The sequence below is a fragment of the Thalassotalea agariperforans genome, from assembly GCF_053470345.1.
In genome coordinates, this window is record NZ_JBQMWH010000002.1 from 302308 (window position 1) to 318454 (window position 16147).

Sequence of the window (16147 nt, forward strand, 5' to 3'; positions counted from 1 at the left end):
ATGAATAAAATTTATGAGGCGGCATTATAACAACAGTTATTGGTAACGAATAGCGGCTATAGCATTTTTATAGCGATAGCACCTAAACATGCTAATGTTAAAAAACATATTTAGGTGATTTTGTGGTCATTATTCATAGCTTTTTAACAGATCTTGCGCCTTATTTAACGCCTGTTCAGCTTCAAGTTCATGTTGTTTATCGAGTACTTTGTCTTTGTTAAAAGCAATATAAAGTGACGGTAACATTAACAAACAAATAAATGTGGTAAATAAAATACCAAAGCCTAACGACACCGCCATCGGCACAACAAATTGTGCTTGCCGTGAGGTTTCAAAAACCATTGGTGCTAAACCACCAAAGGTTGTTAACGTGGTTAAAATAATCGGACGAAAGCGGCGTTGACACGCTAAGGTTATCGCTTCAAATGCTTTAATACCCTTGGCTCGTTGAATATTGGCATACTCCACCAAAATCAAACTATCATTTACGACCACCCCTGCTAAGGCTAACATCCCCATTAGGCTGACTACACTCAAACCATACCCTAGCACCATGTGACCTAAAATAGCACCAACCGCGCCAAACGGTATAACCGCCATAATTAATAAAGGTTGACCATAACTACGAAACGCAATGGCTAATAAGATATAAATAGCCGTTAAAGCAAAGCCAGTACCGAGTTCTAAACTTGAAACACTTTCTGCGATCTCTTCTTGCTCACCAGCAAAAACAATCAGTATTCCAGGGTAACGCCCTTCTAATTCAGCAACCAACTCATCTTTTACTGCTTTTTGTACTGAAGGTATAGCTTCTTCAGGCAAAATTTCAGCGCCAATTTTTTCAATTCGCTGGCCTTTACGACGGATAATCCGAGAAGGCGCATAAATTTTTTCAATATCGGCAACACTACCTAAAGGCGCGTAACCACCACCTTTGGTTTGAATTAACAAGCTTTCAATGTCATTAGCTTTTTCTCGTTCATCTTTAGGTAAACGAACAAGTGTGGTTACTTCATTACGTAATCTATGTTGTCGTTGAGCTCTTGCACCATAAAGTGATGAGCGCATTTGAGATGCTAAATCGGAAGCATCTAAACCTAAAGCTCGGCCATTTTCATTTAAGGTTAATTTCCATTGCGGCTTACCCGCTTCCATTGAATTAACCGTAGCTACCACAGTATCAATTTTATTCAAAAAGGCGATCGCGTCTTGGCTTGCCGCCATTAAAGCGTCTGAATCACTATGGCGTAACTCAATAGTTAGTGACGAGTCGGCTAATTCACTACTACCGCGTCTTGCGCCAGAAAATCTTAACTTACCTTGCTTGTTAAGAGCCTCTGCACTTTCTCGCCACCACTCTTTAATTTCTCTGGAACTATATTCACGTTCTTCACTTTCAACCAACAATAAAGCAACTTCAACACCGGTATCAGAAATAATGCTACGTGTACTCACTAAGACATCTTCGGCATCATGCTCTTGCAACATGCTAACGGCGCTTTTTTCTAATTTTTCTCGTAAATCAATCGCTTTTTCTAGCGGCTCACTTTCTGATATTTCAAAACTGGCTTTAACCCAACGGCCATCCATTTTAGGATAAAGCCCAAAGCCCATTTTGCCACTAAAAGCATAAGATAAAACCAACACTAAACAGGTAACAGAAATAGCAATAGTTAATCCTGGCCACTTTAAACACTTCTCTAAAACAGGGGTGTATTTTTGATGAATAAAATGATGTAACCATGAGCTACAAGCAGTTTGTAATTTATTGAATTTTTGAGCGACTTTACCCGGTTTTTTATCATTAATATGCGCCAGATGAGAAGGCAATATAAACAAAGCTTCTATCCAAGAAATGATAAAACATAAGACGACTACCACGGGAATTGCACCAAACAGTAACTTCATTGTTCCGGGTAGCAATAGCAGAGGTAAAAACGCGACAATATTGGTTAAAATCGCAAAAGTTAGGGGTTTGGCTACTTCTTTCGCGCCTTGAATAGCCGCATCAAAATACGACATCCCTTCTTGCATATGAGAGTAAATATTTTCGCCGGCAATAATGGCGTCATCCACGACAATACCGAGAGCAATAATAAAGCCAAACATCGACACCATATTTATTGAAATATCAAAACTTGGCATTAGCAGAATCGCCCCTAAAAACGAGCTAGGAATACCAACAACTACCCAAAAGGCGAGCTTAAACTTTAAAAATAAGCTCATCACCACAAACACCAATAATAAACCGATAAAGGCATTACTAAGCAATAAGCCTAAACGTTTTTGATAGTTTGAAGCATCATCATCAACCACAGCTAAGCCCGAATTGGGCGGTAACATGGCTTCAAGTTCTGGCCACATTTCACGGATAGAACGAGCAATATCACTCGGACTTTGATCACCCACACGATAAACCCGAACTCGTGCCGATAACTGGCCATCATAGGTAACTATTAAGCGTTCATCGGCAAAACCTTCGCTAACTTCGGCAATATCACCTAATAATAATTGATCACCATCATCACTTGAAATCACTGGTACTTTTGATAATTCATCCGCCCAATATTTACGTTGATCGACAGAAACTAAAATATCACCAGCATCGGCTTTAATTTTACCTGCTGATTGCTCTAACACATTACGTTTAATAAGGGACGAAACCTGATTTAAATTTAAGTTATAAGCTTGTAAGGTACGCTGCGGTATTTCAACGTGAATTTCTTCTCTAGGTAAACCTGACAAACTTACCTGGGTAATATAGGGTGATTGCAGTATGCGATCTCGCACTTGTTCGGCTAAACGTTTAACGCTGAATTTATCAATATCTGCATGGATAACGATTTCCATGACATCCATCACCCGTTTATCAAGATTAACACGTGGCTTTTCCATGCCATCAGGGAATGAACTAATACGATTCACTGCTTGCTGAGCATCTTGATAAACCTTTTGCGCATTCGCATCAGCTTCTAGCTCACCAAAAAGGCGAATATAACCGGTATAGATATACGCATCTACGCGGCGAATTCCTTGAACATTACTCAATACATCTTCAATTGGCGCGGATATACTCGCTTCCATTTCACTTGGCGCAGCACCTGGGTATGCAACGCTCACAGAAATGCGGTCAAGTGTTGTTTCTGGCATATATTCTTTACGGATCACCAAAGACATAACCAAACCACCCAAAATTAATGCTAGCATCAATAAGTTGGGCGCAATACCATGCCGAATCATCCAAGTCATCGGATTAAAGCTCATTACTTATCTCCTTTAACTTGTTGCTGACGCTGCTCTTTGCGTAACTTTTTTCTTAATTCACGTTCATCTGGTGTCAGTGTTTGTGCAACTTGAGGATTCTCCTGCTCATTGCCTGCTTTAAATTGCTCTTTCACTCTTACCTTCATACCCACAGCAGCAATACCAGGCTTTTCATCAAGGGCTTTATCACCCGGTTTAAAATCACCGGTAACATAGATAAACTCTCGACCTTTAAACAAAATGGAAACTTCACGCTTTTGTAAGGTTTTTTGGCGATCAACCACCCAAATAACATTATCAGGCTGTAACCAATGACTTTTTATGGTCCAGGCATCATCAATTGGCTGCCCCATTAACTCAACATTAATAAAGTCATTAATAAAAACTGGTGGCTGATTTTTCGTATCAGCTGTGGCTTGCGTATTTAAGGGATCTTCTATCGCCAATAGTAGTTTTACTTGTCGATCGCGACTATCAAGCTCAGGCAAAATAGAAACAATTTTAGCTTGTCGTGTTTGTCCTTCCCCCCATAGTTTTTCTTGGCTTAAAGTCACCATTTTATCTTGATCTAATAACATTAAAAATGTTCGCGGCACTTTAACTTCTAACCAAAAAACATCAACATTTACAATGCTAAAAAGTGTACTATTTTGTCCGACACGACTACTACGTCCGGTATTTTTTTCAACAATTTGGCCTCGAAAAGGCATTGATATTTTTGTTCGTTTTAAGGCAACTTCCGCTTTTTCAACATTTACTTTAGCAATCGCTAAACGTGCTTGTGCCGACTTAAACTGTGGCTCACGAAGCACTAAAGACATTTCCAATGAGGCTTTATCCGCTTCGGTAATATAGCTGACTTCTTCTTTGGCTAATTGGCGCTCCCCTTTTTCCAAATCAAAGCTCGCTTGCGCTTGAATTAACTGAGCTTTTTGCGTTGCTAAATTAAGTAAATAATCGGTTTGCTCAATATCTAATAACCATTCACCTTTAGCTAATAACGCCCCAGGATTGGCCGCCGGATTAATTTTAGCCACTCGACCAGACACTTCCGCAACCACATTAATACTTTCTGATGGCATCACCAAACCTGTTGCTTGCCAACTAGGATTAACAGTTGATTGCACTAACGGAGCAATTTTTACCACCCGTGTTTTATTAGCTTTATTAAACTTGCCTGAGCGCTTTATATCAGAAGAATTTAGCATGTTATTCGCTAGAACTAGCGCAACAATAACAATTAACCAAGGCAGCCATTTTTTATAATGTGTGATAATAAATTTCATGATGTTTTTTCTAATGTTAGGTCTAAGGTTAAATCGAATAATGCATTTAGTTTATTTGTTGATGCTTGTGGCGCTGATACTTCAGTTTGCGGTTGTGAGGTAAAAGGTATCGGAGAAAAAGGTGCTTCGGAACTAAAGTTACCATGGCTTAATTCCCGATATAGTTGCACCCGATTATTAAGTAAGTTTCTTTGTGCATCAACACGTTGTCGTTCTAAATTCAAACTTGTTTCTTGCGCTCTTAATAACGCTAAATAAGTTGACTTACCGTTTAAATAACGTAATGACACCACTCGTTCAGTTTTTTTTGCTAATAACAATTGCACATCTAGCTGTTTATTAACTTGTTCAAGTTGGCTCGCGGTGATCATGGTATTTTCTACCGCATAAATAGCATCTAACCAAGTTTGTTTATAATCAGCATAAGTGGCCTCAAAACTATGTTGCCGTTGCTCAACCTTGGCATCTATCGCGCCAGCATTAAAAATAGGCATAGCAATTGAAGCCACTAGATTTCCACTCCAATCATCAAATAAATCTGCCAGTGAGTTTTGCTGAGTGGTATATGTAGCGCGCAAAGATAAGCGAGGGAATTTTTCGGTTACCGCCGCAGCTAAATTAGCATTACTGGCTTGCAGCCTTGCATATGCCTGTTGAATATCTGGACGATTTTGTAATCCGGTAAGCGGTAGTGAAAAGTCCCCTAACGGTTTAACATCCGGTAATGAGCGCTCAAGTAGTTCGGGTAATTCGTTGCTACTAACACCAAGCCAAAGTTGTAATTGTTTTTCAAAACTGGTTAAGCGTGCATGGTTAACGGCTTGTTGCGAAATTATCGACTCAATTAAACGCTTTTGTTGCCAAACATCAGTGATCGAATTTTTCCCCATTGCAAAGCGTCGGTTGATCACTTCATAAGCGGTTTGAGTCCGTTTATATTGAGAAGCAAATAACCGTTGTTTTTCCATTTCCGCTAACCAACCAATCCATGCGGTGGTTATTGCGCCTGCAACCGTATTAGCTTTTGCTTTAAATAACGCTTGCTGAGTGACTAGATCCCATTTCGCTTTTTCTTCTAATGATGAAATTTTACCCCATAGATCTAACTCCCAACTTGACGATAAACCAAACGACGCACTATTCACTTTTTTTAGTTCAGTAATGTCTGAAGAAGCACTTGTTGTTAAATTTAGATCAGGATAAACATCAGCAGAAGCGATAGCCAAACCCGCATGTGAACTTTTCACCCGCGATAAGCTGGCAGATAAGTCAGGGTTGTTATTTAAGGCGAGCTCAATTAATGTCGATAATTGTGGATCAGAAAAGTTATGCCACCATTTATCATCAATCGATAATGTCAGTTCATCTGCACTAATAGCGGTAGCTGCGTTTACCTTTTGTAATACTTCTGGCAACAACTCAACTTTTGCGGGCGTGTGAACACTACAAGCGCTCAATAATGAAAGCAACATAAGTGACGCCGCACTCACCTTTCTTTTTTTCGCTTGGAGCAAAGTCGTAATAAAAATTGTTGGCTGGCAAGCCGATAGAAATAAGCGGCGATGATAATGAGTAGCGCCACTAAACCTTAAGAAATTGATAAACATAAAATAAATAACCTAAAGAACAAATATTACTTTCGCGACATCAAGTTAACGCAAAGTAAAACAACGACAAAGATCGTATAACGGTGATGTTTATACCACAGTACAAAAATGTAAAGACGATCTTTACACTTCAAGCTAACAATAAAAAAGTCTTATATTACAAAATCTAAACCAATAGTTTGTAATATAAATTCGGCTTTCTTTATTCGTGGCTGGTGCTTGTTTCTGGCGCAGTAAGTACAGCTAATACAATAACAAAAAAACACAACACAACATTAAATAAAGGTAGCTGTAATGCTCTTGGCATCATGTAAATTAAAGAAACTGACGGGATCCAAATTAGCCAATTGGTGATAACTATGCTGGGAATTTTTAACGTAAATAATGATTTATTAAGCTGACTTTTTAAAGCGCCAAAATTAAATTGCTGATCTTTCCACAAATACGCTATGGTCATAAATGGACAAGTTAACAAAGCACTAAAAATAAATTGGTCAACAAAGGTTTTAATCGCAATAGTTGCTACATTATTTTCAATTCCAAACCAAACCGCTTGCCAACCATAAAAATAATCAACCACTAAGCCGATAAAGCCCCACAAAAAACAATAAAATAAGCCTTGTTGTACAGGTTTAAACTTTATCCGCCCCATAGCTAACAAAAATATAAAGGGAATTAAGCCACCAAACAACGCCGTAGATAACATGGCAAACATTATGCTGTTTTCTGATTTAACGCTGGCAATAAAGGTAAATACCGGTTGGGCACTTGGCCAAAAAAAATAACAACAACCAATCAACAAGGCAATCACTTGTAAAAATATGCCGGGCATTAAATTTTCTTTAAAAGCATGTTTAATATGGGTAAAGAATACAGATTTTGCAGCCACTTTAGGTTAACCTATTGAATTTTTGGCTAGAGTATATACTGATACCACGCAAAGTGGCATGCTTGAATGTGTTTCAGCATATTCTGCTCAGTAAAACTTGCCTATATCGATAACAAATAATAACGTTAATAAAGAGAATAAACCCTAATGATCACCAACGAACAAAACGCCCTTTATACCGCTAACCCGTCACGTTATGAAAATATGCCTTACCAGCGCTGTGGTAACAGCGGGGTGTTATTATCACGTTTATCACTTGGTTTATGGCAAAACTTTGGCTCTTTTGACTCATACGAAAATGGCCGTGAACTTATTCAAACCGCATTTGATGCCGGTATTACTCATTTTGATTTAGCCAATAACTATGGCCCGACTTATGGCGCTGCAGAATCAACTTTTGGCCGCATATTAAAACAAGATTTATTGCCTTATCGTGATGAGTTATTTATTTCAAGTAAAGCCGGTTACGATATGTGGCCAGGTCCTTATGGTGATGGTGGTTCTCGTAAGTATTTAGTGTCAAGTTGTGATCAAAGTTTAAAGCGTACCGGTTTAAACTATTTTGACGTTTTTTATCATCACCGAATGGACCCACAAACGCCTTTAGAAGAAACCATGCAAGCGCTAGATTATATTGTTCGCTCGGGTCGTGCATTATATGCCGGTATTTCTAACTATCAACCAGAGCAAACCAAGCAAGCAATTGCCATTTTAAAAGATTTAGGCACGCCATTATTAATCCATCAACCAAGATACAGCATGTTTGATCGCTGGATTGAAGATGGTTTAACGGATGTTTTGTTAGATGAAGGCATTGGTTCTATTGTTTTTTCACCGCTGGCGCAGGGGCTATTAACCGATAAATATTTACAAGGCATTCCTGAAAACTCAAGAGCTGCTCGTCGTGAAATTATTCACTTAAATGCCGATCAAATTACGCCTGAAAAAGTCGCTAAAATAAAAGCATTAAATGAATTAGCTGCGTCACGTCAACAATCGTTAGCACAAATGGCAATTGCTTGGACCTTAAACAATCCTGCGGTCACTACTTGTTTAATTGGCGCAAGTAAAAAAGCTCAAATACTTGATTCGGTTGCAGCACTGAATAATTTAGCTTTTAGCCAAGCCGAACTTGAAAGCATTAACCAAATTCTAGCTTAGTTAAAAGCTTAAGCTTAAAACAGTTCAAAGCGATAAAGGACTCAACTATCGCTTTGAACAAACTGCTATTTATTTGGCTAATTTTGTGCGTTTCGCGCCATCGCAACAAAATCAGTTAAATAATGAATGTTTTGATCACCTTCTCTAATACCAACAAATATTTGTTTAAAAATACCTTTTTTACCTAAACGAACCGCCTTTATTGGTAAGCTACTACTGTACTGTTCAACAAGCCAAGCAGGTAAGGCACTAACGCCTCGCTGGTTTGCCACCATTTGTAGCATAATATCAGTAGTTTCAATCACTTTATGTTGTAATGGACTACATTGTGCAGGGATCATAAATTGGCTAAAAATATCTAACCGTGCCGCTTCTACTGGGTATGTGATCAATACTTCGTTAGATAATTGTTTAGCTTCAACATACTTAACGTCTGCTAACGGGTGTGATTGATGGACAACTAATACTAACTCGTAATCAAATACCGGTGTAAACATTAGCCCTTTTTTAAATAAGGGATCTGGTGTCACTAACGCATCAATATCATAACTAAATAAGGCTTGAATACCGCCAAATTGAAAACGTTGTTTAACATCCACATCTACCGACTTCCATTTATCTAAATACGGAGCAACCACAGTTAATAACCACTGGTAACAAGGGTGACATTCCATCCCTATTTTTAATGTGCCATTGCAGCCATCAGCAATTTGTCGCATCAGTTGTTCAGTATATTGAAATTGCGGCAATACCCGCTCAGCCATTGCCAACAAAGCCTGCCCTGCTTGTGTTAAACGTAAATTTCGCCCTTCTTTTTTCCAAATATTAACGCCAAGCTGACCTTCAAGCTTTTTAATTGCATGACTAAGGGCTGATTGCGTTAAACATAAATTTTCCGCCGCTTCAGTTAAAGTACCGACCGTATCAACTTGTTTAATAATGGCAAGGTGGGTGCGTTCTATCATGAGCGTGATCCTTAAAAGCAAAGCTACAATACATGAGTATAATTCATATAACTATGTAACTTAACCATTATTATTCATTATTAATTGTGCGTATTATGCTCGCCATCCGTTACTGGCGTTTTCTTGATAGCCAAATAGCCGTAGCTAAATGGTGAAATGGATAATTAGGGACTTAATAGATGTCTCCAATTTGCTCAACTTGTGTTAAATAAAGGCGTAAATCTAATTCTAATTGGTGATAATCAGGCAACATGTGTTGGCACAATTGATAAAAAGCTTTCGAGTGGTCTTTTTCCTTAATGTGCGCAAGTTCATGAACCACAATCATTTGTAAAAATGGCTCAGGTGTTTTTTTAAATAAACTACCAATACGTATTTCATTTTTACCTTTTAACTTATTACCTTGCACACGCGAAACATAAGTATGAGTCCCTAAAGCATTTTTGATCACATGTAATTTATCGTCGTATTTTACTTGGCTTAACGGTGCTGATTTTTTGATGTATTGATTTTTGTATGCCATAACATAATCTCTTAACGCCTTGTCACTCGTTACTTGGTGTATGCTGGGGTATTTTTTTAATAAATATTTTTCAAGGGTTTTCTCCCTTAACATTTGCTGAACTTGTTGTTGAATAGTGGGCGAATAAGCTGATAAATACTTCATAAAGCAAGGTGATGAAACGACGATTAAAAAATTAATACCATATTATACGTTTATTATTTACGTGTTATTAACAATTATTGCTAATAACGCAATTTAGATTACACTAACATGAGTAAATTTAATAAACTAAATAACCACCTCTACAAGGAAAAGTATGACGGATATTATCTTTCAATGGCACACCAAATCTCCTGATCTAAAAACTTTTCTAAATGGTATTCTCGCCGCCACTGAGCAAGGTTGTAAAAGTTTATTATTACTAGCCTGTAGCGATAACAACATCGACATAACCGCCTGTAATAAGATGTTATCAAAGGTCAACATTACTGTTTTTGGTGGCGTTTATCCCAAACTTATTTTTAATAAAAAAGTAGTAGATAGCGGTTATATTGTTATTGGTTTTAAACAAAAACTTGCCGTCCATAATTTTTTAGATGTCAGCAGCCGCATTGACACCGATGATGCAACGGAAGGTGAAATCGAAAAAAACATCAATCACAAATCACAAGCCTATTTTTTATTTCACGATGCACTTTCCCCAAATTCTGAAAGTTTTATCGATAGCTTATTTTATTGTTTAGGTAACATAAAAATAATTGGTGGTGGTGCTGGCTCATTAGACTTTATTCCAAAACCTTGTATTTTTTCTAACCAAGGGTTATTACAAGACGCAACCCAGTTAGTTGCCTTAAACACCCCTCTTAGTTTAGGTATATCACATGGTTGGCAAGTATTTGACGGCCCTTATTTAGTTACTGAATCAAGTAAACATATTGTTCATTCTTTTAATTATCAGCCGGCCTTTAGTACTTATAAAAAGGTCATTGAAAGTGCGAGTGAACACCGTTTTAATGACAATAATTTTTTTGATATTGCCAAAAACTTTCCTTTAGGTATTCATGGTGCGAATGACGAAATTGTTGTTAGAGATCCGATCCAAGTTGATGGTGAAAATTTAGATTGTGTGGGTAATATTCCAATCAATTCTATGGTGTATATTTTAAAAGGAGACACCGAGAGCTTGATCCGCTCTGTTGAAATAGCCACCTTAATGACTAATACCAACCAAGTTACCAAAGGTAAAAACCTGTTTGTTGTTGATTGTATTAGTCGTTATTTATATTTAGGTGATAGCTTTAAATTAGAACTCGCCGCGATGATAGATAAACATCAGTTACCGGATAGAATGTTTGGCGTTTTATCACTAGGCGAAATAACTAATAGTCATAGTGGCGCAATAAAATTACTGAATAAATCAACCGTTTTAGGGACTTTCTAACGAATGAATCAAGCACTTTTTTTAATTTCATTGCAGCACGAATTATCGATGTCGATAGGCACTGAACTCAAATTAGACGCCATGCTGAAAACATTTTTAAAAGTTTGTTTAAATCGTGTGCACTTAAGTAGCTGTCATGTTTATTTATATCAGAATAGTGAACAGCAACCGGTAAAACTTGAGCATTCAATAAATAGCAACCTTGAACATTATATTAGTGTACCCAAACGTCAAAATGGTGCTTTATGGCAGGTTAACCCACAATTAAAAGCATTCGAAAAATCATTAAAAGATAATTTATCCGCCAGTTATTTTGAACAAAAAATAGAGCGTGAATACTATTACGCCTTTAAATTACCCCAGCAAGGTTATTTAATTTGGCATAGTAAACATGCATTAGCTGACGACATAAAAAAAGCTATTTCCCCTATGTTAGACAAACTAGCAGGCAGTTGTTATGCCAGTATCGTTCATGATGAACTATCGGCAGCTGTACAAGCTCGCCAAGTGGCTGAAGAAAAAGTAGACCATCAAGCAAGTCACGACGGACTTACCAACTTATATAATCGTGAATACATCAGTTTATTGATCGAAAAAGCCTTTATACATGCTGATTTTAATAACAATTTAAGTGCCATCATTTTTATTGATTTAAATAAATTTAAACCTATCAACGATACTATGGGTCATGCCGTTGGCGATAAAATATTAATCGAAGTGGCAAATAGACTAAATGCCTTCTCTAAAAAAAATATCATAACCGCGCGTTTTGGTGGTGATGAATTTATTATTCTCATCAATAAATTACCTCCAGAGCAAGCAATCGCAAAACAACAAACAGCTAATTTTATTGAACAAATTAACGCTAGTTTTCAGCACCCTATTGTTGTTGATGACACTTCATATAATATGACCTTAAGTATTGGCTATTGTTTATTACCTGCCGAAGTAAGATCCGCTGCCGATGCCATTAAATTTGCCGATATTGCAATGTATGAAGCCAAGCGAGAAAAAATATTTAATGGTCTTGAATATCAACCTTATATGTCAAACCGCTTAACCGAAAAAGAAGCCTACATTCGTGAAATGAAACACGGCTTAGCTAATGGTGAGTTTATGTTGTATTACCAACCACAATACAACGATAACAATCAAATTATTGGTGCGGAAGCGCTATTACGCTGGAATAATCCAACACGCGGTATGGAATCACCACAAGTGTATATTCCTATTGCTGAAGAAAGTAATTTAATTCTAGATATCGGTAATTGGGTAATTGAACAAGCTTGCCAAGATATTAAGCGTATTGAACAACTCAACTTACCTAAAAGCTTTAAAAAAATTGCCATTAATGTCAGTCCTAAGCAGCTAATTCAAACATCGTTTAGCCAAAATATTCTTAATAATGTTGAAAAAACAGGGATCACACCACAATTGTTAAATTTAGAGCTAACCGAAGGTTTATTAATTGAACGCTTCCAAGAAACTATCGATATAATGTTAGTATTAAAAGCACAAGGTATTGATTGCTCTATTGATGATTTTGGTACCGGTTACTCCTCATTAACTTACCTCAAACGCATTCCTGCAACCTTAATTAAAATTGATCGTTCCTTTGTTGATAATATTCATCAAGATCCCGAAAGCACAGCAATTGCTGAAATGATCATTGCCTTAGGTAAAAGTTTAAACATGGAAGTACTTGCTGAAGGTGTTGAAACTATTGAAGAATTAACCTGCTTAAAAGCACTTGGCTGTTCAAAATACCAAGGTTATTACTTTAACAGACCGATGCCATTTGAAGACTTTTTGCAATTATTAAATTGATAGTTACTCCCGCCTGACTAACATTTTTGTCTTTGTAGCTGATTAATCTTAACCCAATCATAAAAAGTCATTGGGTTAAGTCATCGACTCTCACCGTAAATATAATTAAACTAACATTAACTCCCCATAATTCCCTAAAGTATGGGAACAAACAATTAGCGACTTATTTAGGAAATAAATGAACTATTCGGCTTTTGGTACAAAATTCACCGCTAAATCAGGCATTGTTGATCTTATGGATGATTTAGGCACCGCCTTAAATGAAAATCCCGAGATGTTATTTATGGGGGGCGGCAACCCTGGCCGTGTACCTGAAATAGAAGATTTTTTTCAAGGCAAACTTGAAAACATCGCGAACGATGAAGATAAACGGCATAGTTTATTGGGCATTTATCAATCACCACAAGGTGAAAAAGAATTTCGTGAACAGTTAGCTAGTTATTTAAAAACACAATTTAATTGGCAGATCAGTAGTAAAAATATCGCCATTTCTAACGGTAGCCAGTCGGCCTTTTTCCTCATTTATAATATGTTAGCAGGAGAAATGCCGGACGGTTCAAAAAAAACCATCCATTTTCCTTTAGCGCCCGAATACATTGGCTATGCTGATGCTGGCTTAAGCGATAGTTTTTTTACCTCCACTCTGCCAACAATTGAAGAAATTGACCAACACACTTTTAAATACCATGTTGATTTTTCGCAATTAACCATTGATGACAGCATTGCTGCTTTATCCGTATCGCGACCGACAAACCCAACGGGTAACGTCATTACAGATGAAGAAATATTACACCTAAACGAGATCGCAAACAGTGCCAACATTCCATTAATTATTGATGGTGCTTATGGTTTACCGTTTCCAAACATTCTCTTTACTGATGCTAAACCTTACTGGAATAACAATATTATCCTAGCGTTAAGTTTATCTAAGTTGGGGTTACCCGGCATAAGAACCGGTATTGTTGTTGCTAACGAGCAGTTTATTCAAGACTTTACCAGCGCGAATACCATTGCTAATCTTGCTTGTGGGAATTTAGGCCCGGCACTCACCAAAGATTTATTTGCTAACAACGACATTGGTAAATTAACCAATATTGTTAAGCCATTTTATCAGCAGAAAGCTCAACAAGCGGTAAACTGGTTTAAATCTGCTTTAGGTGATTTACCCTTTAAAATCCATAAACCTGAAGGCGCGATTTTTTTATGGTTATGGTTTGAAGGCTTGCCTATTTCATCAAAAGAACTCTATCAACGCTTAAAAGCGAAAGGCGTATTAATTATTCCAGGTGAAGATTTTTTTATTGGTATTGATGATAATTGGCAGCACAAATACGAATGTATTCGCGTTTCTTATGCCCAAGATGAAAAAGTAGTGAAAGCCGGTATTAAGCTGATTGCTGATGAATTATCGCTTTTATATAACAAGGAAAATAATTAATGAATATTGTTTGTGGCCACTGTTTTACCACTAATCGAATTCCAGTCGATAAAAACCATACTCAAGCCAAATGTGGCAAATGCCAACAAGCTATTTATAGTTTATCTGCCGTGCCTTTAGGCGATAACACCTTTTACCCTTATATTGAACGTAATCATTTACCGGTTGTTGTTGATTTTTGGGCCAGCTGGTGTGGCCCATGTCAAAACATGGCACCTATTTACGAGCGCGTGGCACAAGCATCTGAAAGTTTATTATTTGCTAAATTAAATACCGAACAAGCTCAAAAAATTGCCGCAGAAGCCAATATTCGTAGCATCCCAACCATTATATTTTTCCATCAAGGTAAAGAAATCGATCGTATTTCGGGAGGCTTAAATGAAGCACAATTAAAACAATGGCTGCTCAGTAATATTAAGAAGATTGCGTAAGCTTGCTAAAATCACGTTATAATCGTTTACTTACCGTTTTATTTACTGATTGGCTTAGGGACTAAGATTTGAAAATTTCTGTTTTTTTCAAAAAACTCAAATTACCGTATTTTGCCTTTAGTGGCTTGTTTTTTATTGTCCCCCTTTTTGCAGAGCCGGTATCAGAAACGATACCAGCCATCAATATCCCTAAAGCAAGATCAGTTTACGATCTTTCTCAAGATTATCATCAAACATTGCTATTAATGGCCTTAAAAAAAGCCGCCCACGGCAGAGCTATCCCCGAAATTAACAGTACGGTGCAAATGTCTCAAGGTCGAGCTAAAGCAGAATTAGTAAAAGGTAAACTTATCAACTTATATTGGTTTGGCACCAGTATTGAAATGGAAGAAGAATTACGAGCTATTCCTATCCCCACCACTAAAGGTTTAATAGGTTATCGAAAGTTTATTATTCGCAAAGACACATTAACAACTTTTAACAGCATTAAAAACCTCGATGATCTCCGCACATTAACCGCATGCCAAGGCCAACATTGGCCAGATACTCAAATATTGCAAGCCGCAAATTTAAAGGTGATCACCACACCGACTTACGAAAATATTTTTAGAATGTTAAATGCTAAACGCTGTGATTATTTCCCGCGAGGCTATCATGATACCGACAATGATTTATTTCTTAGAAAAGCCTTATTTAGTGAATTAATGCCTTACCATGAAATAATTTTACATTATCCCTTTGCTGTATATTTCTTTACTAACAAAAAAGATGAGTCTCTTGCACAATGGATAGAAGAAGGCTTAAGATTATTAGCTGTAAATAACGAAATAGATCAATTGATGCAAAGCCATCCGTTAACCGCTCATATTTATCCACTGAAAGATGAACAAAACACGTTATACCTACCAATTGCGAATCCGCTATTGAATAACAATGCCGATCCTAATGATCATCTTCTTTGGTTTACGCCAAAAGACTTTAACATTCGTTATCAACCTCAGAACAATTAACGCCATTGCTCATCGTCATGAAAAGTTATTTTTTCACGGCGTGGTTTTTGTTGCTGTTTAATCTGTTCATTCTCCCGCCATTTTCGATTACGCTGCCGCCCTTGTTTTCTATTATTAAATTCAACCAAGTTCTCATTTTCTAAAAACTCCGCGCTATCCCATTTAATGATCGCCATACTAATTTTCCTCAAAAATAGACTAAAGTTATTCAAGCTAAGTTCAAATTAAGTAAATAAAATGACGAGGTGATGACAACCAAATGAAAGTTAAACGACTATGCTTAGGTCTTATAAACAATGCTCGATTAATTAATGCGAAATTGG

General features: G+C 37.1%; 13 protein-coding genes. 6 read left to right on the forward strand and 7 right to left on the reverse strand.

Annotation, left to right across the window (positions count from 1 at the left end):
• Positions 1 to 129: 129 nt before the first annotated feature.
• The 4 genes from ACSLUO_RS04520 to ACSLUO_RS04535 all read right to left on the reverse strand — a co-directional run bounded on the left by ACSLUO_RS04520 (position 130) and on the right by ACSLUO_RS04535 (position 7046).
• Complete coding sequence (locus ACSLUO_RS04520; RefSeq protein ID WP_448246580.1) at positions 130 to 3264, reverse strand: efflux RND transporter permease subunit; 3135 nt, start codon at positions 3262 to 3264, stop codon at positions 130 to 132.
• Complete coding sequence (locus ACSLUO_RS04525) at positions 3264 to 4550, reverse strand: efflux RND transporter periplasmic adaptor subunit (protein ID WP_448246582.1); 1287 nt, start codon at positions 4548 to 4550, stop codon at positions 3264 to 3266. The genes ACSLUO_RS04520 and ACSLUO_RS04525 overlap by 1 nt, the downstream gene beginning before the upstream one ends.
• Positions 4547 to 6157: a TolC family protein gene (locus tag ACSLUO_RS04530; RefSeq protein WP_448246583.1), complete on the reverse strand. Its 1611-nt coding sequence runs from the start codon at positions 6155 to 6157 to the stop codon at positions 4547 to 4549. Before ACSLUO_RS04530 ends, ACSLUO_RS04525 begins: the two co-directional genes overlap by 4 nt.
• Before the next feature lie 202 nt (positions 6158 to 6359).
• On the reverse strand, positions 6360 to 7046 hold the full coding sequence (locus ACSLUO_RS04535) for a hypothetical protein (protein WP_448246585.1): 687 nt from the start codon (positions 7044 to 7046) through the stop codon (positions 6360 to 6362).
• A gap of 147 nt (positions 7047 to 7193) precedes the next feature.
• Between ACSLUO_RS04535 and ACSLUO_RS04540 the strand changes: the two genes are divergently transcribed.
• Positions 7194 to 8207: an aldo/keto reductase gene (locus ACSLUO_RS04540; protein ID WP_448246587.1), complete on the forward strand. Its 1014-nt coding sequence runs from the start codon at positions 7194 to 7196 to the stop codon at positions 8205 to 8207.
• A gap of 77 nt (positions 8208 to 8284) precedes the next feature.
• Here ACSLUO_RS04540 and ACSLUO_RS04545 read toward each other — a convergent pair whose 3' ends face one another.
• Together ACSLUO_RS04545 and ACSLUO_RS04550 are read right to left on the reverse strand one after the other, a co-directional pair.
• A complete protein-coding gene (locus ACSLUO_RS04545) occupies positions 8285 to 9172 on the reverse strand; it encodes a LysR family transcriptional regulator (RefSeq protein WP_448246589.1) in 888 nt (295 codons plus the stop codon).
• A 172-nt stretch (positions 9173 to 9344) separates the two neighbouring features.
• Entirely contained in the window at positions 9345 to 9839 is a 495-nt protein-coding gene (locus ACSLUO_RS04550; RefSeq protein WP_448246591.1) for a M48 metallopeptidase family protein, read from the reverse strand.
• A gap of 154 nt (positions 9840 to 9993) precedes the next feature.
• On the opposite strand from ACSLUO_RS04550, the gene ACSLUO_RS04555 reads away from it, so the two are divergent.
• From ACSLUO_RS04555 to ACSLUO_RS04575, 5 genes are all read left to right on the forward strand, one after another.
• Positions 9994 to 11118: an FIST signal transduction protein gene (locus tag ACSLUO_RS04555; RefSeq protein ID WP_448246593.1), complete on the forward strand. Its 1125-nt coding sequence runs from the start codon at positions 9994 to 9996 to the stop codon at positions 11116 to 11118.
• A gap of 3 nt (positions 11119 to 11121) precedes the next feature.
• A complete protein-coding gene (locus tag ACSLUO_RS04560) occupies positions 11122 to 12945 on the forward strand; it encodes a putative bifunctional diguanylate cyclase/phosphodiesterase (protein WP_448246595.1) in 1824 nt (607 codons plus the stop codon).
• Between the two features lie 178 nt (positions 12946 to 13123).
• Positions 13124 to 14383, forward strand: a complete 1260-nt coding sequence (locus ACSLUO_RS04565) for a valine--pyruvate transaminase (protein WP_448246597.1) — start codon at positions 13124 to 13126, stop codon at positions 14381 to 14383.
• Entirely contained in the window at positions 14383 to 14814 is a 432-nt protein-coding gene (gene trxC / locus ACSLUO_RS04570; RefSeq protein ID WP_448246599.1) for a thioredoxin TrxC, read from the forward strand. Before ACSLUO_RS04565 ends, trxC begins: the two co-directional genes overlap by 1 nt.
• 68 nt (positions 14815 to 14882) lie before the next feature.
• Positions 14883 to 15824: a transporter substrate-binding domain-containing protein gene (locus ACSLUO_RS04575; RefSeq protein WP_448246601.1), complete on the forward strand. Its 942-nt coding sequence runs from the start codon at positions 14883 to 14885 to the stop codon at positions 15822 to 15824.
• On the opposite strand, the gene ACSLUO_RS04580 is transcribed toward ACSLUO_RS04575, so the two are convergent.
• A complete protein-coding gene (locus tag ACSLUO_RS04580) occupies positions 15821 to 16000 on the reverse strand; it encodes a hypothetical protein (protein ID WP_448246602.1) in 180 nt (59 codons plus the stop codon). The two genes, ACSLUO_RS04575 and ACSLUO_RS04580, sit on opposite strands and share 4 nt — an antisense overlap.
• Positions 16001 to 16147: the final 147 nt, after the last annotated feature.